The sequence below is a fragment of the Arsenicicoccus cauae genome, from assembly GCF_043162025.1.
Lineage (GTDB): Bacteria > Actinomycetota > Actinomycetes > Actinomycetales > Dermatophilaceae > Arsenicicoccus > Arsenicicoccus cauae.
Map to the genome: position 1 here is coordinate 3,119,694 of NZ_CP171001.1, position 23,045 is coordinate 3,142,738.

The 23,045-nt window shown below is 72.5% G+C and carries 19 protein-coding genes; 8 read left to right on the plus strand and 11 right to left on the minus strand.

Annotated features, from left to right (window positions below; all coding sequences use genetic code 11):
• Positions 1–25: 25 nt before the first annotated feature.
• The 3 genes from ACF3NS_RS14535 to ileS form a co-directional block, all read right to left on the minus strand.
• Entirely contained in the window at positions 26–427 is a 402-nt protein-coding gene (locus ACF3NS_RS14535; RefSeq protein ID WP_154592577.1) for a DUF4233 domain-containing protein, read from the minus strand.
• Positions 428–435: 8 nt separating this feature from the next.
• Entirely contained in the window at positions 436–1,878 is a 1,443-nt protein-coding gene (locus ACF3NS_RS14540) for a bifunctional folylpolyglutamate synthase/dihydrofolate synthase (RefSeq protein WP_392469138.1), read from the minus strand.
• 128 nt (positions 1,879–2,006) lie between these two features.
• Positions 2,007–5,336 (minus strand): isoleucine--tRNA ligase, encoded by a 3,330-nt coding sequence (ileS, locus tag ACF3NS_RS14545; protein ID WP_392466951.1) that lies wholly within the window; start codon positions 5,334–5,336, stop codon positions 2,007–2,009.
• Positions 5,337–5,757: 421 nt separating this feature from the next.
• Between ileS and ACF3NS_RS14550 the strand changes: the two genes are divergently transcribed.
• Positions 5,758–6,573, plus strand: a complete 816-nt coding sequence (locus ACF3NS_RS14550; protein ID WP_392466954.1) for a hypothetical protein — start codon at positions 5,758–5,760, stop codon at positions 6,571–6,573.
• Between the two features lie 40 nt (positions 6,574–6,613).
• Here the strand turns inward: ACF3NS_RS14550 and ACF3NS_RS14555 are convergent, their stop codons facing one another.
• The 3 genes from ACF3NS_RS14555 to ACF3NS_RS14565 all read right to left on the minus strand — a co-directional run bounded on the left by ACF3NS_RS14555 (position 6,614) and on the right by ACF3NS_RS14565 (position 10,616).
• The gene (locus ACF3NS_RS14555) at positions 6,614–7,903 is read right to left on the minus strand and encodes a cyclopropane-fatty-acyl-phospholipid synthase family protein (protein WP_154592580.1); all 1,290 of its coding nucleotides are present in this window, start codon (positions 7,901–7,903) and stop codon (positions 6,614–6,616) included.
• On the minus strand, positions 7,900–9,297 hold the full coding sequence (locus ACF3NS_RS14560; RefSeq protein WP_392466957.1) for an FAD-binding oxidoreductase: 1,398 nt from the start codon (positions 9,295–9,297) through the stop codon (positions 7,900–7,902). Before ACF3NS_RS14560 ends, ACF3NS_RS14555 begins: the two co-directional genes overlap by 4 nt.
• 89 nt (positions 9,298–9,386) lie before the next feature.
• Positions 9,387–10,616, minus strand: a complete 1,230-nt coding sequence (locus tag ACF3NS_RS14565; RefSeq protein WP_392466960.1) for an acetyl-CoA hydrolase/transferase family protein — start codon at positions 10,614–10,616, stop codon at positions 9,387–9,389.
• Positions 10,617–10,693: 77 nt separating this feature from the next.
• Between ACF3NS_RS14565 and ACF3NS_RS14570 the strand changes: the two genes are divergently transcribed.
• Positions 10,694–11,233, plus strand: coding sequence for a DUF4916 domain-containing protein (locus ACF3NS_RS14570; protein ID WP_154592583.1), 540 nt, complete (start codon positions 10,694–10,696; stop codon positions 11,231–11,233).
• A gap of 66 nt (positions 11,234–11,299) precedes the next feature.
• Here the strand turns inward: ACF3NS_RS14570 and ACF3NS_RS14575 are convergent, their stop codons facing one another.
• On the minus strand, positions 11,300–12,349 hold the full coding sequence (locus ACF3NS_RS14575) for a S66 peptidase family protein (protein WP_154592584.1): 1,050 nt from the start codon (positions 12,347–12,349) through the stop codon (positions 11,300–11,302).
• Positions 12,350–12,463: 114 nt separating this feature from the next.
• Positions 12,464–13,234, minus strand: a complete 771-nt coding sequence (locus ACF3NS_RS14580; protein WP_392466964.1) for a lysophospholipid acyltransferase family protein — start codon at positions 13,232–13,234, stop codon at positions 12,464–12,466.
• Between the two features lie 99 nt (positions 13,235–13,333).
• Here ACF3NS_RS14580 and valS point away from each other — a divergent pair, with 99 nt between their 5' ends.
• A complete protein-coding gene (gene valS / locus ACF3NS_RS14585) occupies positions 13,334–15,967 on the plus strand; it encodes a valine--tRNA ligase (RefSeq protein ID WP_392466966.1) in 2,634 nt (877 codons plus the stop codon).
• A gap of 55 nt (positions 15,968–16,022) precedes the next feature.
• Here the strand turns inward: valS and ACF3NS_RS14590 are convergent, their stop codons facing one another.
• The gene (locus tag ACF3NS_RS14590; protein ID WP_154592586.1) at positions 16,023–16,649 is read right to left on the minus strand and encodes a hypothetical protein; all 627 of its coding nucleotides are present in this window, start codon (positions 16,647–16,649) and stop codon (positions 16,023–16,025) included.
• 106 nt (positions 16,650–16,755) lie between these two features.
• Between ACF3NS_RS14590 and ACF3NS_RS14595 the strand changes: the two genes are divergently transcribed.
• From ACF3NS_RS14595 to ACF3NS_RS14615, 5 genes are read left to right on the plus strand one after another with little or no spacing between them, the layout of a single operon-like run.
• Positions 16,756–17,490 (plus strand): DUF4129 domain-containing protein, encoded by a 735-nt coding sequence (locus tag ACF3NS_RS14595; protein WP_154592587.1) that lies wholly within the window; start codon positions 16,756–16,758, stop codon positions 17,488–17,490.
• Positions 17,487–17,975 carry a hypothetical protein gene (locus ACF3NS_RS14600; protein WP_154592588.1) on the plus strand — a complete coding sequence of 163 codons (489 nt, stop codon included), beginning with the start codon at positions 17,487–17,489 and terminating at the stop codon, positions 17,973–17,975. Before ACF3NS_RS14595 ends, ACF3NS_RS14600 begins: the two co-directional genes overlap by 4 nt.
• On the plus strand, positions 17,972–18,955 hold the full coding sequence (locus ACF3NS_RS14605) for a MoxR family ATPase (RefSeq protein ID WP_154592589.1): 984 nt from the start codon (positions 17,972–17,974) through the stop codon (positions 18,953–18,955). Before ACF3NS_RS14600 ends, ACF3NS_RS14605 begins: the two co-directional genes overlap by 4 nt.
• Entirely contained in the window at positions 18,952–20,262 is a 1,311-nt protein-coding gene (locus tag ACF3NS_RS14610; RefSeq protein WP_392466970.1) for a DUF58 domain-containing protein, read from the plus strand. Before ACF3NS_RS14605 ends, ACF3NS_RS14610 begins: the two co-directional genes overlap by 4 nt.
• Entirely contained in the window at positions 20,259–20,819 is a 561-nt protein-coding gene (locus ACF3NS_RS14615) for a hypothetical protein (RefSeq protein ID WP_392466972.1), read from the plus strand. Before ACF3NS_RS14610 ends, ACF3NS_RS14615 begins: the two co-directional genes overlap by 4 nt.
• A gap of 39 nt (positions 20,820–20,858) precedes the next feature.
• Here ACF3NS_RS14615 and clpX read toward each other — a convergent pair whose 3' ends face one another.
• Complete coding sequence (gene clpX / locus ACF3NS_RS14620) at positions 20,859–22,148, minus strand: ATP-dependent Clp protease ATP-binding subunit ClpX (RefSeq protein ID WP_154592592.1); 1,290 nt, start codon at positions 22,146–22,148, stop codon at positions 20,859–20,861.
• A 227-nt stretch (positions 22,149–22,375) separates the two neighbouring features.
• On the minus strand, positions 22,376–23,041 hold the full coding sequence (locus ACF3NS_RS14625) for an ATP-dependent Clp protease proteolytic subunit (RefSeq protein WP_154592593.1): 666 nt from the start codon (positions 23,039–23,041) through the stop codon (positions 22,376–22,378).
• Positions 23,042–23,045: the final 4 nt, after the last annotated feature.

Genomic DNA, 23,045 nt, shown 5'->3' on the forward strand with positions numbered 1-23,045 from the left:
CGGCGCGCCACGAGTGCGGACGGGCTCAGGTGGCGGAGGGGCCGGTGCTGCTCTCGGCGTCGTGCCGGCGGCGCGCCTCGTCCGCGAGGTCGTCGATCTTGTGCCCCTGGACGAGGGCGACCACCCACAGGCCGCAGAAGATCACGAACACCCAGAACATCATCGGCACCACGAGCGCCGACACGAGCGTCGCCAGGTGCAGGAACCAGCCGAGGGTCACGCCCCACGGGCGGCGCAGCATCCCGGCGTCGACGACGCAGAGCACCGCGAGGATCGAGCCGAGGACCAGCCAGGTCGTGCCCGACCCGCCCTCGGTGCGGTCCAACGACATGGCGACCAGCGCGCCGAAGAAGACGACGACCGACTCGGACGCGATGACGGCCGCGAGCAGGCGTCGGGTGAGGGCGCGCGGGACGCCGTGGAGCATCAGACCTCTCACGCGCTGGTCACCCCGAGGAGCATGCGGGCCTCGGCGGCGGTGGTCACCGAGCCGGTGACGACGACCCCGGCTCCGGCCCCGCCGGCCATGGCGTCGGCCTCGGCGAGCGCCGCGGCCTGCTCGAGCGCGTCCGGCAGGGACTCGACGACCGTGACCCGGTCGTCGCCGAAGATCTCGCGGGCCAGGCGTCCGAGCGCCCTCGGCGAGAGGGCCCGCGGTGACGTCGAGCGCGTGACGACGACCTCGTCGAAGGCTGGTTCGAGCTCCTCGAGGATGCCCAGCACGTCCTTGTCCTCGAGGATCGCGAGGACCCCGACGAGACGGGTGAACGCGAACGAGTCGCTCAGCGCGAGGCGCAGCGACCGGGCCCCCTGGGGGTTGTGCGCGGCGTCCACGATGACGGTGGGGCTGCGACGCACGATCTCCAGACGTCCGGGTGAGCTGGCCCGGGCGAACGCCGCGCGGACGACCTCGGGGTCCAACGCCTGCTCGCCCCCACCGATGAAGGCCTCGACCGCCGCCAGCGCCAGCGCGGCGTTGCCCGCCATGTGCTCGCCGTAGAGGGGCAGGAGGACGTCGGGGTACTCCCCCGCCAGCCCCTTGATCGTGAGGAGCTGGCCCCCGACCGCCTGGTCGCGGGCGACGACCTCGAGCTCCTGCCCGGCCCAGGCGATCTGGGCGCCGACCTGCTCGGCCCGCTCGACCAGGACCTCGACGACCTCGGGCTCCTGCTCGGCGCTGATGGTGATGGCGCCGGCCTTGATGATCCCGGCCTTCTCGGAGGCGATGTCCTCGAGGGTGTCGCCGAGGAACTTCTGGTGGTCGATGCCGATCGGGGTGATGACGCTGACCTGACCGTCGGCGACGTTGGTGGCGTCCCAGCTGCCGCCGAGCCCCACCTCGACGACCGCGACGTCCACGGGTGCGTCGGCGAAGGCGGCATACGCGACGGCCACGATGACCTCGAAGTAGCCCATGGGCCGGCCGCCCTCGGCGACGCTGCGCCCGTCGACCATCTCGACGAACGGCAGGACGTCGTCGTAGGCCGCGACGAAGCGCTCCGGGCTGATCGGCTGACCGCCGATGGCGATCCGCTCCCGTATGTCGTGCAGGTGCGGCGACGTGAATCGCCCTGTCGTCAGGCCGTGCTCGGTCAGCAGCGTCTCGATCAGCCGGGTGGTGCTCGTCTTGCCGTTGGTGCCCGTCAGGTGGATCACCGGGAACGTCCGCTGCGGGTCGCCCAACAGCTCCATGACCGCCTGGATGCGGTCGAGCGAGGGGGTGACGTCGTTCTCGGGGATGCGCCCGAGGATGTCCCGCTCGATCTCGCGCATCCGCTTGGCCGTCGCGAGCCGCTCGGCGGCGTCGCGCTGCGCCGCGTCGGGGCGACCGCTGCGGGCCACGGCACGCTCGCCCGGGCCCAGCGGGTCCAGACCCATCAGCTCGTTGAGGTCCTCGTTGCCCGAGAGGTCGACGGCGTCGTGGCCGTCGGTCTCCTCGGTGCCGTCGGTGCCCTCGTAGACGCCATAGCCGTCGCGGTCGTGGGGCAGGTCGTGCCGGTCGTTGCTCACGGGAGCCTCTTCACCAGGATGCGTGCGTGGTAGCCGTCGCCGACCTCGACCTCGGTGACGCCGTCACCGTCGATCGCGAGCGGGTTGGGCGCGGAGCCGAACTGGCTGGCCAGGGTCTCCTCGACGAGCAGGTCCTGGTGGTGGACCGTCGCGTCGTAGACCTCCTGGGCGCCGGTGACCGTCAACGAGATCCGGTCGGACACCTCGAAGCCGGCGTCGCGACGCGCCTGCTGGACGGCGCGGACGAGGTCGCGCGCCACGCCCTCGCGCGCGAGCTCGGGGGTGACCTCGGTGTCGAGGACCACGAAGCCGCCGCCGGGCAGCATGGCCGTCGCGTGGTGGTCCGGGCCGTCGCCCGCGCTCACCGTCTCGAGGGTGAACTCGCCCTCGTGCAGCTCGAGCCCACCGGCGGTGACGACGCCGTCGGAGGCGACCGACCAGTCGCCGGACTTCGAGCCCTTGATGGCGCGCTGCACGTCCTTGCCGAGCCGGGGACCGGCGGCGCGCGCGTTGACCGTGAGGCGCTGCGAGATGCCGAAGTCCTCCTCGCTGACCTCCCCCACGTCGCGCAGCGTGACCTCGCGGACGTTGACCTCGTCCCTGACGATGTCGGCGAAGGCGGCGAGACCGGCGGCGTCCTCGGTGACCACGGTGAGGTCGGCGAGGGGCAGGCGGACGCGCAGGTTCTGGGCCTTGCGCAGCGAGGACGCCACCGAGCAGATGTCGCGGGCGCGGTCCATGCGCGCGACCAGCTCGTGGTCGCTCGGCAGCTGCGTGGCGTCCGGCCAGTCGGCCAGGTGGACCGAGCGGCCGCCGGTGAGGCCGCGCCAGATCTCCTCGGTGACCAGCGGCAGTAGCGGCGCGCAGGTGCGGGTGACGACCTCGAGGCAGGTGTAGAGCGTGTCGAACGCCTGCGTGGTCGCTTCGCGGTCGGCACCACCGGTGTCCCAGAAGCGCTCCCGCGAGCGGCGGACGTACCAGTTGGTCAGCACGTCCAGGAAGCCGCGCATGGTCTCGCAGGCGGACGCGACGTCATACGCGTCCATCTGCTGCTGCATCGCCTCCACGAACTCCCGCAGCTTGGCCAGGAGGTAGCGGTCGAGCAGGTCCCTGGAGCCGGTCGACCAGCGCGCCTCGTAGCCGCGCCCGCCGTCGAAGGCGTTGGCGTAGAGCGTGAAGAAGTACCAGGTGTTCCACAGCGGGATGAGGACCTGACGGACCCCGTCGCGGATGCCCTTCTCGGTGACGATCAGGTTGCCGCCGCGCAGGATCGGGCTGGACATGAGGAACCAGCGCATCGCATCGGCGCCGTCCCGGTCGAAGACCTCGGACACGTCCGGGTAGTTGCGCAGCGACTTGCTCATCTTGGCGCCGTCCGAGCCGAGGACGATGCCGTGAGAGACGCAGCTGCTGAAGGCGGGTCGGTCGAACAGCGCCGTCGCGAGGATGTGCAGCGTGTAGAACCAGCCGCGCGTCTGCCCGATGTACTCGACGATGAAGTCGCCCGGGAAGTGGTGCTCGAACCACTCGGCGTTCTCGAAGGGGTAGTGCACCTGGGCGAAGCTCATCGACCCGGAGTCGAACCACACGTCCAGGACGTCCTCGACGCGGCGCATCGTGCTCTGGCCGGTCGGGTCGTCGGGGTTGGGCCTGGTCAGCTCGTCCACGAACGGACGGTGCAGATCAGGCTCGCCGTCGTGGTTGCGGGGCACCCGGCCGAAGTCGCGCTCGATCTCCTCGAAGGAGCCGTAGACGTCGATGCGCGGGTACGCGGGGTCATCGGATCGCCACACGGGGACCGGGCTGCCCCAGAAGCGGTTTCGCGTGATCGACCAGTCGCGGGCGTTCTCCAGCCACTTGCCGAACTGCCCGTGCTTGATGTGCTCGGGGGTCCAGGAGATCTGCTCGTTGAGCTCGAGCATGCGGTCCTTGAACGCCGTGACCTCGACGAACCAGCTCGACACGCCCTTGTAGATCAGCGGCTGACGGCAGCGCCAGCAGTGCGGGTAGGAGTGGTCGTAGGTCTCGCGGCGCACGAGGACGGTCCCCTCGGTCGCCGCCCCGGTCTCCCCCTCGCCGCGCGTGGCGGCCTTGAGGTGGTCCATGACGTGCGGGTTGGCGTCGAAGACGAGCATCCCGGCGTAGTCGACGACGGGGTGGGTGAACCGGCCGTCGGCGCCCACGGGCATGACGGGCTCGATGCCCTCACGGTCGGTCACGACCTTGTCGTCCTCGCCGAACGCGCCGGCCGTGTGCACGAGCCCCGAGCCGTCGGTGGTCGTGACGAACTCCGCCTCGACGATGCGGAAGGCGTTGTCGTGCCCCAGGTAGTAGGAGAAGGGCGGCTGGTAGTGGTGGCCCGCGAGCTCGGACCCCTTGAGCCGCTTGACGATCCGCGACTCGACGTCACCCTTGGGGTCGCCGGTCAGCTCCCGGGCGTAGGACGCGAGCCGCGCCTCGGCGAAGACATAGCGCTCGGTGCTGCCCGTGGGGACGTCCGACCCGACCACGACGTAGTCGATGTCCCCGCCGACCATGATCGCGAGGTTGGACGGCAGGGTCCACGGCGTGGTGGTCCAGACGACGGCCAGCGCCCCGTCGAGGTCGTCGTCCGGGCCGTTGCCCTCGATCCGCAGGCCCACCGTGACGGCCGGGTCCTGGCGCACCTGGTAGACGTCGTCGTCCATGCGCAGCTCGTGGTTGGACAGGGGGGTCTGGTCGTTCCAGCAGTAGGGCAGGACGCGGAAGCCCTCGTAGATCAGGTCCTTGTCGTAGAGCGTCTTGAACGCCCAGATGACGCTCTCCATGTAGTCCGGGTTGAGCGTCTTGTAGTCGTTGTCGAAGTCGACCCACCGCGCCTGGCGCGTGACGTAGTCCTGCCACTCGTCGGTGAACGTCAGGACGGACTCGCGGCACTTGGCGTTGAACGCGTCGATGCCGAGCTCGACGATCTCGTCCTTGGTCTTGATGCCGAGCTGGCGCATGGCCTCGAGCTCGGCGGGCAGGCCGTGCGTGTCCCAGCCGAAGCGCCGCTCGACATGCCGGCCGCGCATCGTCTGGTAGCGCGGCACGATGTCCTTGACGTAGCCCGTCAGCAGGTGGCCGTAGTGCGGCAGGCCGTTGGCGAAGGGCGGGCCGTCGTAGAAGACGAACTCGTTGGCGCCGTCCTCCCCCACGGGCCGGTTGGCCACCGACGCCTGGAAGGTCCCGTCCTCGTCCCAGTAGCGCAGGATGCGCTCCTCGATCTCCGGGAAGCGCGGGCTCGGGACCACGCCGGAGGGCGCGGCGGGCAGCTGCGGGTCGGTGGAGACCTTGGGGTAGGTCATGGGTGAGGCTCCCTGGGGACGAGTCGCGGTGATCCGGACGGTGCTGATCACGAGGACGATCGCGCCGTGCGGCGCTCCCGCGGTGCCACCTCGCTTGCCGGGCGCGGGATCTCGTCATACGGGGCTCGTATGACGACCGCGGCCGGCCGCTCTGGTCGAAGGCTGTGACGGGCCCACCCGTCCGGGTCTACTAGGCGCTGCGCTGGTGGCGGAGCGCCGTTCTTCCGGAGACTCGCCGGTGATAGCGGCTCAGACGTCTGTGGCCCCAGTCTATCGGAGACCGCAGGGACACCTCGAATCCCCACCTCTCGCTACTGTGTGCCAATGCGGTCACCTGCTTGCTGCTAGCCCAATCGCGAGTCCTGGCAATGGCATTGACCCAATGGCCAGGGTCGGCCTGGCAGCCGGGAGGTGGTGGCGGATGGACCTGGAGCAGCTCCTGGGAGCGCCTGACGTGACCGCCGCCGTCGAGGCCCTCCTCGTCGCCGTGGCCGACGCGTATGCCGCCGCGCAGGCCCGCTCCGGGTCGCCGGTCTCGCCGCGGACACCCCCTGAACGCGCGAGTCTCGCGCGCCTGGTCACCGCCGAGCGCGCGGTGGGGCTGCTCGCCGCCGAGGGCCTGGTCGCGCACGAGAGCCTCGTCGCGGCGATCGCCGACGAGGTCGAGGTCGAGCACTGCTCCCTCGGGCGCCCGTCCGCCCGGTCGCGGGTCCTGGACGACGCACGCGTCCTGGCGGGCGACGAGATCGTGGCCGCGACGGGGCTGGGGGTGCACGAGGTCCGGCGTCGCTCACAGGTGATCACCGCTCCCCCGGTGGTGCGCGAGCGCCTGCTGAAGCGATGCGCACGGGGTCCGCGACGCTGCAGCGCGCGACCACGGTGGTCGACGAGGTGTGCTCGAGCAGCCTGCCGCGCGAGGTCGACGCCCTCCCCGACGCGGCGGCGGCCCGGCGTGCCCGCCTCGGTCGCGCGGGACATCGCCCAGGGCCCGTGGACCGTCTGGCACCGCCTGGTCCACGACCCGGTCACGGGGGTCGCCATGGACCGGACCGCGAGCGGCTATCGCATCCCGCAGGGCCTGCGAGACGACGTGGTGGCCCGGGACGTGACCTGCCGGGCGCCCGGGTGTGCGCCGACCTCGCTGCAGGCGGACCTGGCGTGGCCGGAGCGGGCGGGGCGCCTGGAGGTGACCACTCCGGCGCGCCCGTGGCCCCCGCCGGAGTCACCGCCGTACTGACGGCGCCGGCCCTGCCCGCCGGGGCGCACGGCATACGGCCTCAGGGGCGCCAGTCCGGGCGCAGGGGAAAGCTGCTGGCGCCGTCGGCGCCCACCTTGGTGGCGAGGACCTGGTGCAGCTGCAGCCAGTTGGCCTCGAAGGCCATCCGCGAGCCGGCCATGTAGAGGCCCCAGACGCGCGCCGTGGCCAATCCCGCGTCGGCGACGCAGAAGTCCCAGGAGTCCACGAGGTTCTGGCACCAGCGCTGCAGGGTGAGGGCGTAGTGCAGCCGGAGGTTCTCGTCGTGCTGCACCTCGAAGCCCGCGTCGTGGCAGGCGCTCATCACCAGTCCCGGCGGGGCGAGCTCGCCGTCGGGGAAGACATAGCGGTCGGTGAACGGCTCGGGACGGAACCCCGCCCGTCCGTCGGCGCGCGTGATGCAGTGGTTGAGCAGCCGACCGCCCTCGCGCAGCCGGCCGTGCAGGAAGCGGAAGTAGCCGTCATAGCCACGCACCCCGACGTGCTCCGTCAGGCCGATCGAGCTGACGGCGTCGAAGTCCCCCTCGGTGACGTCGCGGTAGTCGGCGTGCCGGACCTCCACCTGCCCGGACAGCCCGGCGCGCCCCACCGCCTCCCTCCCCCACGAGGCCTGCTCGCGGGACAGGGTCACCGCCAGCACCGACACCCCGTGCTCGCGGGCGGCATGCATCGCCATCCCTCCCCAGCCGCAGCCGACGTCGAGCAGCCGCTGGCCGGGACGCAGCGCGAGCTTGTCCGCGACGAGGGCGAACTTGCGCTCCTGCGCCTGCTCGAGCGTCGCGTCGGGGCTGTCGAAGACGGCGCAGGTGTAGGCCATCGACGGGCCGAGGACCCGCTCGTAGAAGGCGTTCGACACGTCGTAGTGCGACGAGATCGACGCGGCGGCACGCTGTCTCGGGTCCAGCGAGCGCACGGCGCGGCGCCAGCGCGGCAGGGCCTCCATCGCCGGGGCCGGGGGCGGGACGACCACGCGCGGGCCGAATCCCCGCAGCAGCGCGGCCAGCTCCTTGGGGGCGGGTCGTCGGCTCCGGACCTCGCGCTTGATCCGCCGGAAGAGCTCGTAGGGGTCCCCCTCGTGCACACCGCGCAGGACGAGGTTGTCGGTGAGGTAGGCCCGCGCCATCCCGAGGTCCCCCGGGGCCGAGACGATGTAGCGCAGGCCCTCCTCGCTCGCGACGTGCACCGCGACGTCGCTGTCGCGGGGGCCGAGGTCGGTCCCGTCATACGCCGTCAGCCGCAGCGGCAGCGGCCCCTCGGTCACGGCCTCCACCAGGTCGCCCACGCGGGGCGTGCCCCCGGCCCTCGCCATCATCGACCACACACCTTGTCGTACATCGTCGGGAAGCGGCCGGACGGGTCGTACCGGTCGCGGACGGTGCGCCAGGCCGGCCCGCCGTAGAGGCGGTCGAAGGTGGCGCGGTCGTAGCAGGCGTCGGAGTAGAGGGACTTGTGGCCGTCCAGGGCACTGACCTGGTCCTCGATCATCCGGTTGACGTCGCCGTCGCGGCGGCCCGGCTCGATCGGCACCGTCCCCCAGAAGCCGACGTTGACGTAGGTGCGCCCCGGCTCGAGCGGGTAGAGCGGCCAGGACCTGGCGGCGCGGGCGCCCCCCGGCCCGTCGACCTCGCGAAGGCGCAACGGGCACAACCAGATCGGTCGCATGGGCACGTGCTCTAGGAACCACCCCACGAACTCCTCGAGCCGCTCCAGCGGCACCTCCACGTCCTGCACCACCCGCTCCCGCTCGGGCAGGCCGCGGCGCCGGTCGATGGCCGCCGCGACGCCGAAGCGGTTCTCCAGCCGCACGATCCGGTGGTAGACGTCGCTGCGCCGCCACCGGCGCGGCCACGCGCGCCGCACCAGCGGATGCTGCGCCCCGAACGCGCCCGAGCACCAGAACCAGTCGGTGTCCCAGCGCCACAGGTAGTCCACCCCGCTGAGCCGGTCCCGGTCGTAGCGCTGCAGCGAGCGGTAGTAGACGTCCTGGCCGGTGTAGTCGCTCGCTGGGCTGACGGTGTCGCTGTCGAAGGTCGCCAGCGTCAGCACCGCCTCGCCCGGCCCGAAGACCACCCCGTCCATCGCGTCGACGGGCTGCCGCTCGTAGCTGCGCTCCTCGCTCACCCGGGCCACGAGCCGCACCAGCTCGCCGAGGTCGCTCAGGTGCAGGTGCCGCAGCGCGACCTGCCGGCCCAGCGGCTGCAGCTCGATCCGCAGCCGGGTGGCGTAGCCGAGGCTGCCGTAGGAGTTGGGGAAGGCCGCGAACAGGTCGGCGTGCTCCCCGTCGGGCCGGGCGGTGACCACGTCGCCGGACCCGGTGAGGACGTCCAGCTCGAGCACCGACTCGTGCGGGAGGCCGTTGCGGTAGGACGTGGCCTCGATGCCCAGCCCGCTGACGGCGCCGCCCAGGGTGATCGTCCGCAGCTGCGGCACGACCAGCGGCATCAGCCCGTGGGCGGCGGTGGCCTCGACGAGGTGCTCGTAGGTGCACATCCCCTGGACCTCGGCGACCCGGGCGACCGGGTCGACATCCAGGACCCGGGTGAGCCCCGAGACGTCGAGCCCCCGCGGTGCGCGCCCGCGCGGGCGGAACAGGTTGGTCGTCGCCTTGGCCAGGCGCACCGGATCACCGGCGGGTATGGCGGCCAACGACTCCCGCAGCCGGGCCACCCCGGCCGCGTGGTCGACGAGCTGGCGGTGCGGCCCCATGCCCCGACGCTACGACTGCCCGGACCTCGCCGCCACCCCCGACCACATGGTGAACGGGCGTTCACCATGTGGGGGTTCGCGGGTGCGCGTCAGGCCAGCCCGAGCCCCCGCGCGCCCTCCCACAGCGACTCGCGCACGTCCGGGTGGGCGGCGTTCTCGATGATGTTGCGGGCCTGGACCTTCTCCGGGTGGCCGAAGACCTCGGCGACGCCCTGCTCGGTGATGACCGCGGAGTGCTGGAAGGACGTCGTCGGCTCGGTGAGCATCGGCACGATCGTCGACACGTCGGCCTTGGGGTGCCAGGACCGCAGCGCCATCATGGCCTGACCACCCCTGGAGTGCAGCGCCCCGACGATGAAGTCCGTCTGCCCGCCGAAGCCGGAGTGGATGCGGGCGCCGATGCGCGAGGCGTTGGCCTGCGAGAGCAGGTCCACCTGCAGCGCCGTGTTGATGGAGGTCATCTGCGGCTGCTTGGCGATCTGGCCCGGGTCGTTGGTGATCTCGGTGCGGCGCATGATGATCCGGTTGTTGAGGTGGCACCACTGGTAGAGCGCCTCGCTGCCGAACGCGAACGACGCGACGATGGGTCGCATCTCGTCGAGGGCCCCCACGCGGTCGAGCAGCAGCACGCCGTCGGAGAACATCTCGGTCCAGATGCCGAGGTTGTGCCGGCGGGCGAGGCCGGGCAGCGTGGCGTCGGGGACCGCGCCGATGCCCAGCTGGAGCGTGGCGCCGTTGCCGACCCGTCCGGACACCAGCTCGCCGATGAGCGAGGTCGCGTCGTCGGGCTTGGCCTGGGACTGGACGGCGGCGATCGAGGCGTCGGCCTCGATGAAGGCGTCGAAGATGTCGACCGGGAACTCGCCGTCGCCGTAGGTGTAGGGCATGTGCTTGTTGATCTGCGCCACCAGGATCCCGCCGCGCTCCTTGACCGCCTCGATGGCGGCGACCATGACGTTGACCTCGACGCCGAGCGACACCTTGCCGCCGATGGGGGCGCTCACGTGGACGGCGACGACGTCCGGGGCGAGGGTGGTGCGAAAGAGCATGGGCACCAGGGACAGTCGGGTCGGCGTGTAGTGCAGCGTGGGGAGCTTGCGCATCCCCACCCCGACGAAGCAGGACTCGTGCTCGACGCCCTCGCGGGTGGAGATGCCGGCCGGCGCGTTGAGCATGTTGAGCCGATAGGTGGGCAGCGCCTCGTCGACGATCTCGAGCAGCGCCCAGGGGGGCACGTGGTTGCCCGTGGCCACGACGCGGGGGTTCTCGGGGGCGCGCTCGAGCAGGGACTTCATCTGGGCGGTGCTGATCACGTTCATGGTCCTAGCCTGCCGGACGGCCCTGGCGGGTCGGCAGGCACCCCCCCGGCATCACCGGGTCGTGGTGGAATGGCGCCATGAACCTCCCCGACGTCGATGCCTCGGCCGCCTGGCTCAGCCACGAGACTCTGGAGCAGGCCCGCGAGCGCCTGCCCATCCTGTACGTCGATGTCGTGCCCGTGCGCGTGGACGACCGGGGCGAGGTCACCCACCTCGGGACGCTTCTGCGCGTGTCCGGCAACGGCGAGATGGCTCGCGAGCTGGTGAGCGGGCGCGTGCTCTACCACGAGCGGCTGCGGGACGCGCTGCTCCGGCACATCGAGAAGGACCTCGGGCCCCTGGCGATGCCGCGGATTCCTGTCAGCCCTCAGCCGTTCACGGTCTCGGAGTACTTCCCCACCCCGGGCGTCACGCCCTTCCACGACCCGCGCCAGCACGCGGTGGCGCTGGGCTATGTCGTGCCCGTGGCCGGGGACTGCGCGCCCTCCCAGGACGCCCTGGACCTGGCCTGGCTCACCCCCCGCGAGGCGTGCAGCCGCGCCGTCGCCGAGGAGATGGGCCGTGGCCACGCGACGCTGCTGCGTCAGGCCCTCGCTCACCTCGGCTTCGCGGTCTGACCTACCCCCGGTAGTCCGATCGACCGGCCTTCGCACCCCAGGCCGATGGTCCTACCCCCGGCGGGTTCACGAGTAGTCGGCCCACACCCGCTGCTGCTCCCCGTCGACGGTCATGACGCCACCGTGCGGGAGGATCCACTGTGGCCGGGTGTGACCGAAGGGGATGCCCACGCACACCACGGCGTCCGGGTTGTACCGCGCGATCATCTGCACGGCCGCCTCCCGCTGGGCGGCCCGCAGCCGAGCCCGGTCCTCGACCCCCGGGCGTACCTCGAAGCTCGACACCGGCGGGCGCGCCACCAGCACCGCGTCGACGGCGGCCAGCAGACCCCGCTCCCCCATCGACCGCAGGATGCGACCGACATCGACGGCGGAGGGCAGCTCCTCGGAGGTCTCGACCAGCAGCACCCCGCCGTCGAGCACGCCCGGGTCGGCCGGGAAGCGCCCCGCCGTCAGGATCCACTGCAGCACCTCCAGGCAGCCACCCCAGGTCGGGCCGGTGACCGCGCGCCGCGGACCGTGCCACGTCCAGGGCTCCGTCGGCTCGCGCGGCCCGCCCTCGGTCAGCGCCCGCGGGTCGCCCCAGTCCAGGCCCAGGTCCTGCGACTCCCCCGGATCCGTGATCTCCAGCCGCTCCCCCGTCAGCAGCGCCGCTCGCAGCGACGCCGCATGCACCTCGTCCACGCCCGGCCCCGGGCCCAGGTGCACCTGCGACGAGCCGCCGTAGAAGCTCGCCACGCCCGCGCCCCACAGCCACGCGTGCAGGTTGGTGTTGTCGCTGGTGCCGAGGAAGGGCTTCGGGTCGCGGCGCACCACCTCGGGGTCGAGGTGCGGGACCACGGTGATCTGGTCGTCACCGCCCACGACGGCCAGCACGGCGCGGACCTGCGGGTCGGTGAAGGCCGCCATGAGATCCCGCGCCCGGTCCTGCGGCGAGGCCCCGAGCTCGCGCGTCGTGGGGTACTCCACCGGCACCAGCCCGGTCACCTCAGCGAGGCGACGCATCCCCTGCTCGTGCACCTGCGGATAGACGGCAGGCGCGGCGAAGGACGGGGAGACCACGGCGATGCGGTCCCCCGGTGACGCCTTGGGCGGGAGGGCGAGGGGGTGCGGCATACGGCCATCGAACCATCCCCGCGAGACCGCCGTCTGCACGATCAGCAGGGTGGCCCTGCCTGCCGTATGACGTCCACCGCCCGCCGCCGGGCGGGGGCGACTGCCCGAGGGAGGTCAGCCCTGGACGCCCTCGGCGCGCAGCCGCGCCTCCAGCACCGCCGCCTCCTCGGGCGTCGGCGCCGTGCCGCCGAGACGCACCGGCACCAGGTGCCGCTCGGTCTCGGGCACGGGCGGGTAGACCTCCTGCAGCTCGTGCAGCATCCGCGTGATCGTGTCGCGCACGTGCGCGGTCACCTCGACGACGTCGTCCTCGGGCCGCACCCGGATCGGCTCGCCCACCGTGATGCCGATGGGCACGTTGGTGCGACCGAGCCGCTTGGGGTGGCCCTTGGTCCACACCCGCTGCGAGCCCCAGATCGCCACGGGGAGGATCGGCGCGCCCGTCGCCTGCGCCATCCGCACCCCGCCGCTCTTGAACGCCTTGGGCTCGAAGGACATCGAGATGGTCGCCTCCGGGAAGACGCCCACGATCTCTCCGGCTCTGAGGGCGTCCAGGGCGTGCCCGTAGGACGCCGCCCCGGCCGCCCGGTCCACCGAGATGTGCCGCATCCCCCGCAGCAGCGGGCCGCTCACCGGGTGACGAAAGACGCTCTCCTTGGCCATGAACCGCACGAGGCGACGCGACGGGAGAGCCGCCAGACCGGCATACGTGAAGTCGAAGTAGCCGGTGTGGTTGATCATCATCACCGCCGGCCCGGTCTCGGGCACGTGGTGCTCCCCGGTGATCCGGAAGCGCAGTCCCTGCAGCGCGAAGACCCCCTTGAACGCCTCGACCACGGGGGTGTAGACGGGATCACGTCGCAGCATCTGCCAGAAGCTCGCCATGGGGCAGACCCTACCGGCGGGTCACCCTGGTCGGGACGGGACCCGGGCGACGGCATACGGATTGGCCGTCCGCGCTCGCGCTCTGGGATGATCACGCCCATGACCACTGACACGCCGCGCACCCACGTCCCGGACAAGCCGTCGCTCGACGGCCTGGAGGACAAGTGGCTGCAGGTATGGCGTGACCAGGGCACCTACCGCTTCGACCGGGCGCGGGCGATGGACCTGCCCCGCGAGCAGATCTGGGCGATCGACACGCCCCCGCCCACCGCGTCGGGGTCGCTGCACATCGGGCACGTCTTCGGCTACACGCAGGCCGACTGCCTCGCGCGCTACAAGCGGATGACCGGGCACGAGGTGTTCTACCCGATCGGGTGGGACGACAACGGCCTGCCGACCGAGCGGCGCGTGCAGAACTACTACGGCGTGCGCGGCGACGCGACCCTGCCCTATGTCGAGGGCTTCACCCCGCCGCACGAGGGCGCCGACGGCAGGTCGGTCAAGGCCGCCGACCAGGTCGCGATCAGCCGGGCCAACTTCATCGAGCTGTGCGACATCCTGACCGTCAAGGACGAGGTGACCTTCGAGGACACCTTCCGCTACCTCGGGCTGTCCCTCGACTGGGACGTGCAGTACCGCACCATCGACGACCACTCCCGCGCAACCGCCCAGCAGGCCTTCCTGCGCAACCTCGCGCGCGGCGAGGCCTACCAGGCCGAGGCGCCGGGCCTGTGGGACGTGACCTTCCAGTCCGCGGTGGCGCAGGCCGAGCTGGAGGCGCGGGACTACCCGGGCGCCTACCACCGGGTGTCCTTCCACGCCGCCGACGGGGACACGGTCGCCATCGAGACCACCCGCCCCGAGCTGCTGCCCGCGTGCGTCGCGCTGATCGCGCACCCGGACGACGAGCGCTACCAGGGGCTGTTCGGTATGACGGTCCGGTCGCCCCTCTTCGGGGTCGAGGTGCCCGTGCTCGCCCACCCGGCCGCCGAGATGGACAAGGGCGCCGGCATCGCCATGTGCTGCACCTTCGGCGACCTGACCGACGTCCAGTGGTGGCGCGAGCTGCAGCTGCCGACCCGCTCGGTCATCACCCGCAACGGGCGCATCCAGGCGGAGACGCCGGACTGGATCACCTCCGAGACCGGCCGCAAGGTCTACGCCGAGATGGCGACCAAGACGACGCACTCCGCCCGCGAGGCGGTCGTCGCGGCGCTGCGCGAGTCCGGCGACCTGGACGGCGAGCCGAAGAAGACCCAGCGCAAGGCCAACTTCTTCGAGAAGGGCGACAAGCCCCTCGAGATCGTCACCTCGCGCCAGTGGTACATCCGCAACGGGGGCCGCGACGAGGACCTGCGCGAGGCGATGCGGGCCCGCGGCCGTGAGCTGGACTTCCACCCGTCCTACATGCGCTCGCGCTATGACAACTGGGTCGGCGGGCTCAACGGCGACTGGCTGATCTCGCGGCAGCGGTTCTTCGGCGTGCCGATCCCGGTGTGGTACCGCGTGGATGACCAGGGCGAGGTGCTGTGGGACGAGCGGATCGTCCCCACCGAGGAGCAGCTGCCCGTCGACCCGGCCTCGCAGCCGGCCCCGGGGTATGACGAGTCCCAGCGCGGTCAGGCGGGCGGTTTCGTCGGGGACGCCGACGTCATGGACACCTGGGCCACCTCGTCGTTGACCCCTCAGATCGCTGCGGGCTGGCGCGCGGGCGGGCAGGGCTCGGACCCCGAGCTCTTCGCCAAGATCTTCCCCTTCGACCAGCGGCCGCAGGGCCACGACATCATCCGCACCTGGCTCTTCGCCACCGTGGTGCGGGCCCACCTGGAGCACGGCTCGCTGCCCTGGACCAACGCCACGGTCAACGGCTGGATCCTCGACCCCGACCGCAAGAAGATGTCCAAGTCCAAGGGCAACGCGACGACGCCCAAGGACATGCTGCAGCAGCACGGCACCGACGCGATCCGCTACTGGGCCGCCGCCGCCCGCCTCGGCACCGACACGGCGCTGGACGAGGCGCAGATGAAGGTCGGGCGCCGCCTGGCCATCAAGCTGCTCAACGCCAGCAAGTTCGCGCTCGGGTTCGGCGAGGTGTCCGGAGACCTCGAGGCCCAGGTGACCGAGCCGCTGGACCGGGCCATGCTCGCGTCCCTGGCCGAGGTCGTGGACGCGGCCGGCAAGGGCTACGAGGCGATGGACTACACCCGCGCCCTCGAGGCCACCGAGACCTTCTTCTGGACCTTCTGCGACGACTACATCGAGCTCGTCAAGGACCGGGCGCACGGCGGACGCGGTGACGCGGGCGCCGCCTCGGCCCGGGCGGCGCTGCGGATCGCGCTCGACGTCCTGCTGCGCCTCTTCGCCCCGGTGCTGGTCTACGCCACCGAGGAGGTGTGGAGCTGGTTCCGCGAGGGGACCGTCCACCGTCAGCCCTGGCCGACCATCGACGAGCTGAGCACCGTTGCAGCGCAGGGCGACTCGTCGCTGCTCGACACCGTGTCCGCCGCGCTGATCGGGGTGCGCAAGGCCAAGTCCGAGGCCAAGGTCGGCATGCGCAGCGAGATCACCGCGATGACCTTGACCGCCCCCGCGGCCCAGGTCGAGCAGCTGCGCCTCGCCGAGGCCGACCTGCGGGCCACCGGCACCATCACCGGCCTGGAGTATGCCGAGGGCGACACGCTCGCGGTGAGCGACGTCGAGCTGATCCCCGCCGAGAAGCGCGCCAAGGCCTGACCCCACGGATTCGTCCGGTCCCTACCCCCACCGCCCCTTCCCCACCGCCGAGTGGTCAGTTCCCGACGTCGACGACTGACCACTCGGCGGCGTCGGCGCGTGGACCCGGAGCACGTCCCACCACCAGCCACGGCCGGCTCCAGCCGGCCAGCGACAACCGCCCCGCCACGAACGCCGAGAGATCCAGCTCCAGCACCTCGCCGGCGGACGGCTCGAAGACGTCCACCCCCACGCCGTCGGCGGCGGGCACGAGCATCGTCACGTGGCGAGGCAGCCACCGGCTCCCGACATACAGCAGGACCGGTCCGTCCGAGGCGAGAGAGCTCTCCCAACGGCGCAGCAGCTCGGCGCGCGCCGACCGGCCGGCCCAGCGGATGACCCGCCAGCGCACCCCGCGACGGCCCACCCCGAGCAGCCGGGCCAGCTCACGCGCGGCTCCCCACGGCGGGGTCCCCAAGGCGCGGGGCCAGGGCACCTGCCAGGAGGTCGGCGTCGCCAGGAGGCGGTTGGTGCGGTTGCGCACGGTCAGCTCCTCGGCGGCCAGGCCCCGGCGCCGCACCCGCTCGGCATAGGCAGTGTCGGTCAGCATGCGGGCCACCACCAGGCAGATCGAGCCGCAGGTCGTCGGCGTCGACTGCTGCGGGGCGGGCCTGCCACGGCGCAGGGCGAAGGCGGGAGCCATGGCACCACCTCACCACGTCGGCGCTCTCACGCCCACCCCCCAGCACATCCCGAGCCGGCGGACGTGGCAGGATCACGGGGCACGCAGCGATCGGGGGTGGAGCACGGTGAGCACGCGTAGGGGCTTGGGGCTGCTGGCCGTCGTGCTGGCGCTGGTGGGGATCGCCCTCGTGTGGGCCACCGTGCGGGGGCCGACGCTGATCACGTCGAGGTCGCTCACCACCGCCTCCCCCGAGCGCGATGCCCAGGACCCGCGGGCCGTGCCCGCCTCCGGGGTCGGCACCCCGACCGTGACCCCCGCCCAGGCGCACGGCGGGGACGGGTGGGAGGGGCTGCCCGGCTGGCTCCCCTGGCTGCTCCTGGCCGCGGCACTGGTGCTCGCCGTCGTCGTCGGCCGTCGGGTCCTCCGACGGGCGCGGGCGCTGCCGCGGGACGAGCGCGACGACGCCCCGCTGGCCCCGGACCTGGCGCCCGAGCCCGTGCTCGACGAGGAGGCCGCACGACAGCAGCGGGCCGCCCTGGCCGGCGGCACGCCCCGCAACGGCATCGTCGCCTGCTGGGTGGAGCTGGAGCGCCTCGCGGCGGCCGCGGGCAGCACCCGGCGCGCGGCCGAGACGTCCGCGGAGTTCACCCGCCGCGTCCTCGCGGAGCAGCACGTGCCCGAGGACGCGATCGCCGCCCTGGCCGAGGCCTATCGCGAGGCGAGGTTCTCCAGCCACGAGGTCGGCGAGGAGCTGCGAAGCGCAGCCGGTCTGGCGCTCGACCGCCTGCACGACGCGCTGCTCGGCCACGCCGCCCCCACCGGCCCCGCCGCCGCTCACCGCGGGGAGGGGCGACCATGAGCCGCACCCTCGTCCGCCGGACCCTGCTGGCGCTCGTCCTGTGCCTCGTGGTCCTGGGTGGCGCCGCCCTGCTCGGCCTGCGGCTCCACCCGGTCGTCGTGCCCGCCGCCCTGGCAGCGGTCCTCGCCACCTCGTGGCGGCTCGCGGACCGGGCGCGCGCCGAGCACCCCGGGTGGTCGGCGCCGTGGGCGCGGGACCGGGAGGTCCACGCCACCCCCACCCACGACCGGCGGCTCAGCGCGCTGGCCTGGGCGGTCCACGGCCTGCGCGACGGACGCACCTGGGAGCGCACCCTCTCGCCGCTGCTGGTGGACCTGGTCGACCACCGCCTGCTCACCCGCCACGGCGTGGACCGCGCCACCGACCCCGACCGCGCGAGGCAGCTGCTCGGCCCCGAGCTGACCCGCCTGGTCGATGACCCGCTGACCCCTCCGCGCTCGCAGGGAGCGCTCACGACCCTGATCGCGAGGATCGAACAGCTATGACCAGCAACGACTCCCGTCCCACCGACGTCACCGGCACGTGCGCCCGGGTCCTTGACGCGGTCGAGACCGCCGTCGTCGGCAAGCGGCCGGCTCTCGAGCTCGTCCTCGCCGGCATCCTCGCGGGCGGTCACGTGCTGCTCGAGGACTACCCCGGCCTGGGCAAGACGCTCGCCGCGAGGTCCTTCGCCCAGGCGCTCGGGCTGCGGTTCACCCGAGCCCAGTTCACCCCGGACCTGCTCCCCTCGGACCTGACCGGGTCGTTCCTCTACAACCAGGCCACCCACGAGTTCGAGTTCCGCGAGGGGCCGTTGTTCACCGGGCTGCTGCTGGCCGACGAGATCAACCGCACCCCGCCCAAGACCCAGGCCGCCCTGCTCGAGGCGATGCAGGAGCGCCAGATCACGGTGGAGGGCCGCACCTTCCGGCTGGCCGAGCCCTTCCACGTGCTCGCCACCGCCAACCCCGTCGAGCACGAGGGCACCTATCCCCTGCCCGAGGCCCAGCTCGACCGCTTCCTGCTGCGGGTCTCCTTCGGCTATCCGACGCCCGAGGAGGAGTCAGAGGTGGTGCTCCGTCGCCTCGGGCGCCGGTCCGAGGCGCAGCAGGTCGAGCAGGTCCTGGCGCCCGGCGAGCTGCTCGAGGCCCAGCGCGCGACCGAGCTGGTCGAGGTCGACCCCACCGTCGTCGACTACTGCGTGGACCTGGTCGCGGCCACCCGCCGGCACGGGTCGGTCCAGGTCGGCAGCTCTCCCCGCGGCTCGCTGGCTCTCGTGACGGTGGCCCGCGCGTATGCCGTGGTGCGGGGCCGGGACTACGTCACGCCGGAGGACGTCAAGCACGTCGCCGTCCCCGCCCTCGCGCACCGGCTCACCGTCAAGCCCGAGCTGTGGATGACCCAGGTGTCCGGCGCCACCATCGTGCGGTCCCTGCTCGACAGCGTGCCGACGCCCGCCGCCCTCACCGGTGGCCTCAGCCGATGACGGCACCCATCCGTGACGGGCGCGCCGGCGCGGCGACCCGGCAGGCGGGCTGGTCGGCGACGCCGCACCACCTCGGCGTCGTGGGGGTGGGCGTAGCCCTCGCGGTCGCTGCCGTGCTCGGTCACCGGATGGACCTGCTGGTGGTCGCCACACCGCTGCTCGTCGTCGCCGTCCTGGGCGCGCTGGGCCGCCCCGAGCGACCCAGCCGGCTGCGGACGGCGGTCCGGTCGGACCGGCTGCGCGAGGGGTCCACGACGACGGTCACGGTGGACGTGGAGCACGACCCCCGCGCGGAGGTGCTGGGTGTGGATCTGGCGCCGAGCGACCGGCTCCGTCCCGCAGTGCCGCACGGCGCCACCAGCACCCTCCTCGACGGCGCGCGGCACCACGGCGAGCATCTGGTGTCGCCGACGGTGTGGGGGCGGCACTCCGTCGTCCGCGGCGAGGTGCGGCTGTCGTCTGCCTGGGCGGCGCACAGCAGCAGGTTCCGGGCCGGCGAGGGCCACCGGCTGCTCGCGCTGCCCTCCCCCGAGCGGCTGCCGTTGCGCTCCGACCAGCTGCGCCCCGCGCAGCAGCTCGGGCGGCACCTGTCCCGGCGCGCGGGCGAGGGCTCGGAGTTCGCCGAGATCCGCCCCTTCCGCCCCGGCGACCGCGTCCGGCGCATCCACTGGCCGACCTCCGTCCGCACCGGCAGCCTGCAGGTCCGGACGATGTCTGCCGAGCAGGACGCCCAGGTCATGCTGCTGGTGGACGTGCTGAGCGACATCCCGCACGCCGACCCGGGCGCGCCGAGCAGCGTCGAGGCCGCGGTGCAGGCAGCCGCGCACGTCGCCGGCCACTTCAGCGCCGCCGGGGACCGGGTCGGGCTGCGCGTGCTCGGGGACGCCACCATCCTCCCCGTCGCGGCCGGGACGGGCGGGCGGCACCTGCAGCGGCTGCTCGGCGCCCTCGCGACCGTGGACCCCGCCAGCGACCGGCAGCCGGACGTGCAGCAGCTCAGCCTGGGGCTGACACCCGGCTCCCTGCTGCTGGCTCTCACCCCGCTCACCTCGCGCGTGGTGGTCGACGCCGTCGTCGCCCTCTCGCGGCGCGGGCTCGACGTGGCGTGCATCGACGTCACCCCCACCGCGACGACGACGGACGAGGACGTCGAGGCGGTCGCGTGGCGCCTGCTCACTCTCGAACGCCTCCGCACGGCGGACCTGCTCGAGCGGGAGGGCATCCCGGTCGTCGCCTGGCAGGACGCCTCCTCCGTCGAGGAGCTGCTACGACGCCTCCAGGCCCGCCGCGAACGGGCCCGGGCATGAGTGCCGCGAGGAGCCCCTCGACGACCGAGCGGGCGCTCGTCCGCAAGCTGGCGGAGGCACGCTCCACCTCGCGCTCCCAGCTCGCCGTCCGCCTGCTCGGGATGCTGTGCGCCTGCGCGGTCCCGCTCGTCGCGCCGAGCGGGCACCAGCTGTCACCGGTGGCCGTCACGCTCGTCGTGCTCGGGGCGCTGCTCGCGGCCGCCCGACCGGAGCCCGCCGGTGGGCCTGTGGCCCTGGCGGCGCTGGGGGCCTACCTGCTCGTGGCGACGCAGGACCCCGGGTCGCCGAGGGTGCTGGTCGTGGCGGCGCTCGTGGTGGTGCACCTGGCCTGCGTGGCCGTGTCGACGACCGCGCCGGGGTCCGCGCGGCTGGACCCCCGTCTGCTGCGGCGCTATGTCGAGCGGTGCACCGCGCTCACGGCCCTCGGGGTCGTCGCGTGGGGCGCAGGGATGGTGGCGAGGGCATCCCTGCCGGCCGCGCCGGTCCCGGTCGTCATCGCCGCCCTGCTGGGGGTCGCTGCGGTGGGCTGGGCCGCCACGACCGAGCGGCCACGCTGACGGCATACCCCACCAAACCGGTCAGCCGGGCCAGACCGGTCAGGCGGACGCCTTGCGACGCTTGTCGGTCGCGCGGACCACGACGGGCGTGGCGCCCTCCTCGACGGTCTCGCGCGTCACGGAGACCTCGACGATGTCGTCGTCGGAGGGCACGTCGAACATCACCGGCAGGAGGATCTCCTCCATGATCGCGCGCAGCCCGCGCGCGCCGATGCCCCGCGCGATGGCCTTGTCGGCGATCGCGTCGACCGCCTCCTGCGTGAACGACAGCTCCACGCCGTCGATGTCCAGCATCTTGCGGTACTGCTTGACCAGGGCGTTGCGCGGCTCGGTGAGGATCCGGACGAGGGCCGCCCGGTCGAGCTCGTCCACCGTGGCCACGACCGGCAGGCGGCCGATGAACTCGGGGATGAGGCCGAACTTCATGAGGTCGTCCGGCTGCAGGTCCGCGAAGCGCGGTGCCCCGGCCTCGCGATGCGTGGCGATCGAGGCACCGAAGCCGAGGCCGCGCTTGCCCGCACGGGCGGTGATGATCTGCTCCAGGCCGGCGAAGGCGCCACCGACGATGAACAGCACGTTGGTCGTGTCGATCTGGATGAACTCCTGGTGCGGGTGCTTGCGCCCGCCCTGCGGAGGCACGCTCGCCGTGGTGCCCTCGAGGATCTTGAGCAGCGCCTGCTGCACGCCCTCGCCGGACACGTCACGGGTGATCGAGGGGTTCTCGGACTTACGGGCGATCTTGTCGATCTCGTCGATGTAGATGATGCCCGTCTCGGCCTTCTTGACGTCGTAGTCGGCCGCCTGGATGAGCTTGAGCAGGATGTTCTCGACGTCCTCGCCGACATAGCCCGCCTCGGTCAGGGCGGTGGCGTCGGCAATGGCGAAAGGCACGTTGAGCATGCGCGCCAACGTCTGGGCCAGGTAGGTCTTGCCGCAGCCGGTGGGTCCGATCATCAAGATGTTGGACTTGGCGATGTCGACCTGCTCGTCGCCGCGCTTGGAGGCCGAGGTGCCCGTGGCGGACCCGGTCGCTCCGGCGTTGATGCGCTTGTAGTGGTTGTAGACCGCGACCGCGAGGGAACGCTTGGCGTCCTCCTGGCCGATGACATAGGACTCGAGGAAGGCGAAGATGTCGCGCGGCTTGGGCAGCTCGTCGAGCCCCGAGTCGGGAGCCTCGGACAGCTCCTCCTCGATGATCTCGTTGCACAGGTCGATGCACTCGTCGCAGATGTAGACACCCGGACCCGCGATGAGCTTCTTGACCTGCTTCTGCGACTTGCCGCAGAAGGAACACTTCAGCAGGTCTCCACCGTCGCCGATGCGAGCCATCTGCCACCTCCACCTGTGCGAGACCGCCCCCTCCGGGCCGGTCCTGGACCGCCGGCGCCGCAGCGCCGTGTCTTGAGGACGGTACCTGGACGCTCGGCCCCAGCACCTGTTATCGCCCGCGCGTCACGCCGAGCCCCGGGGAGTTCAGCCAACAGCGCAATGCCCCTGTCGTGCATCGGGCTGCCCGGCCGGCGTCGCCGATCGGGCAGCCCGCCCGCTGGTGCGGGTCAGTCCAGCGTGGCCTTGCGGCTCGTCAGGACCGCGTCGATCAGGCCGTAGTCCTTGGCCGCGGCGGCCGACAGGATCTTGTCGCGCTCGATGTCGTCGCGGACCTGCTCGGCCGTGCGGCCGGAGTGCTGGGCCAGGGTCTCCTCGAGCCAGGTGCGCATGCGAAAGATCTCGTTGGCCTGGATCTCGATGTCGCTGGCCTGGCCACCGCCGCCCTCGACGGCCGGCTGGTGGATCAGGACCCGCGCGTTGGGCAAGGCGTACCGCTTGCCGGGCGCGCCAGCGGCGAGCAGCACCGCGGCGGCCGAGGCGGCCTGCCCCACCACGAAGGTCTGCACGTCCGGACGGATGTACTGCATCGTGTCGTAGATGGCCGTCATCGCGGTGAACGAGCCGCCGGGGCTGTTGATGTACATCGTGATGTCGCGGTCCGGGTCCTGGGACTCGAGCACGATGAGCTGCGCGATGATGTCGTCCGCCGACGCGTCGTCCACCTGCACGCCGAGGAAGATGATGCGGTCCTCGAAGAGCTTGGTGTAGGGGTCGGTCCGCTTCATGCCGTAGGAGGTGCGCTCCTCGAACTGCGGCAGGATGTAGCGGCTCGTGGGCGTGGCCGCGCCGGACCGGCCGGCTGCGGCATACGGGAGCTGGGGGTGCTGGATCATCTGG

What these genes read in the sequence shown, in the direction of transcription:
- ACF3NS_RS14565 (WP_392466960.1), bottom strand. Translation starts at nt 10,616, where the DNA reads ATGAACGTGATCAGCACCGCCCAGATGAAGTCCCTGCTCGAGCGCGCC.
- ACF3NS_RS14600 (WP_154592588.1), top strand. Translation starts at nt 17,487, where the DNA reads ATGAGCCGCACCCTCGTCCGCCGGACCCTGCTGGCGCTCGTCCTGTGC.
- ACF3NS_RS14610 (WP_392466970.1), top strand. Translation starts at nt 18,952, where the DNA reads ATGACGGCACCCATCCGTGACGGGCGCGCCGGCGCGGCGACCCGGCAG.
- valS (WP_392466966.1), top strand. Translation starts at nt 13,334, where the DNA reads ATGACCACTGACACGCCGCGCACCCACGTCCCGGACAAGCCGTCGCTC.
- ACF3NS_RS14615 (WP_392466972.1), top strand. Translation starts at nt 20,259, where the DNA reads ATGAGTGCCGCGAGGAGCCCCTCGACGACCGAGCGGGCGCTCGTCCGC.
- ACF3NS_RS14570 (WP_154592583.1), top strand. Translation starts at nt 10,694, where the DNA reads ATGAACCTCCCCGACGTCGATGCCTCGGCCGCCTGGCTCAGCCACGAG.
- ACF3NS_RS14555 (WP_154592580.1), bottom strand. Translation starts at nt 7,903, where the DNA reads ATGATGGCGAGGGCCGGGGGCACGCCCCGCGTGGGCGACCTGGTGGAG.
- ACF3NS_RS14535 (WP_154592577.1), bottom strand. Translation starts at nt 427, where the DNA reads ATGCTCCACGGCGTCCCGCGCGCCCTCACCCGACGCCTGCTCGCGGCC.
- clpX (WP_154592592.1), bottom strand. Translation starts at nt 22,148, where the DNA reads ATGGCTCGCATCGGCGACGGTGGAGACCTGCTGAAGTGTTCCTTCTGC.
- ACF3NS_RS14590 (WP_154592586.1), bottom strand. Translation starts at nt 16,649, where the DNA reads ATGGCTCCCGCCTTCGCCCTGCGCCGTGGCAGGCCCGCCCCGCAGCAG.
- ACF3NS_RS14575 (WP_154592584.1), bottom strand. Translation starts at nt 12,349, where the DNA reads ATGCCGCACCCCCTCGCCCTCCCGCCCAAGGCGTCACCGGGGGACCGC.
- ACF3NS_RS14550 (WP_392466954.1), top strand. Translation starts at nt 5,758, where the DNA reads ATGGACCTGGAGCAGCTCCTGGGAGCGCCTGACGTGACCGCCGCCGTC.
- ACF3NS_RS14605 (WP_154592589.1), top strand. Translation starts at nt 17,972, where the DNA reads ATGACCAGCAACGACTCCCGTCCCACCGACGTCACCGGCACGTGCGCC.
- ileS (WP_392466951.1), bottom strand. Translation starts at nt 5,336, where the DNA reads ATGACCTACCCCAAGGTCTCCACCGACCCGCAGCTGCCCGCCGCGCCC.
- ACF3NS_RS14540 (WP_392469138.1), bottom strand. Translation starts at nt 1,878, where the DNA reads ATGGGTCTGGACCCGCTGGGCCCGGGCGAGCGTGCCGTGGCCCGCAGC.
- ACF3NS_RS14560 (WP_392466957.1), bottom strand. Translation starts at nt 9,297, where the DNA reads ATGGGGCCGCACCGCCAGCTCGTCGACCACGCGGCCGGGGTGGCCCGG.
- ACF3NS_RS14580 (WP_392466964.1), bottom strand. Translation starts at nt 13,234, where the DNA reads ATGGCGAGCTTCTGGCAGATGCTGCGACGTGATCCCGTCTACACCCCC.
- ACF3NS_RS14625 (WP_154592593.1), bottom strand. Translation starts at nt 23,041, where the DNA reads ATGATCCAGCACCCCCAGCTCCCGTATGCCGCAGCCGGCCGGTCCGGC.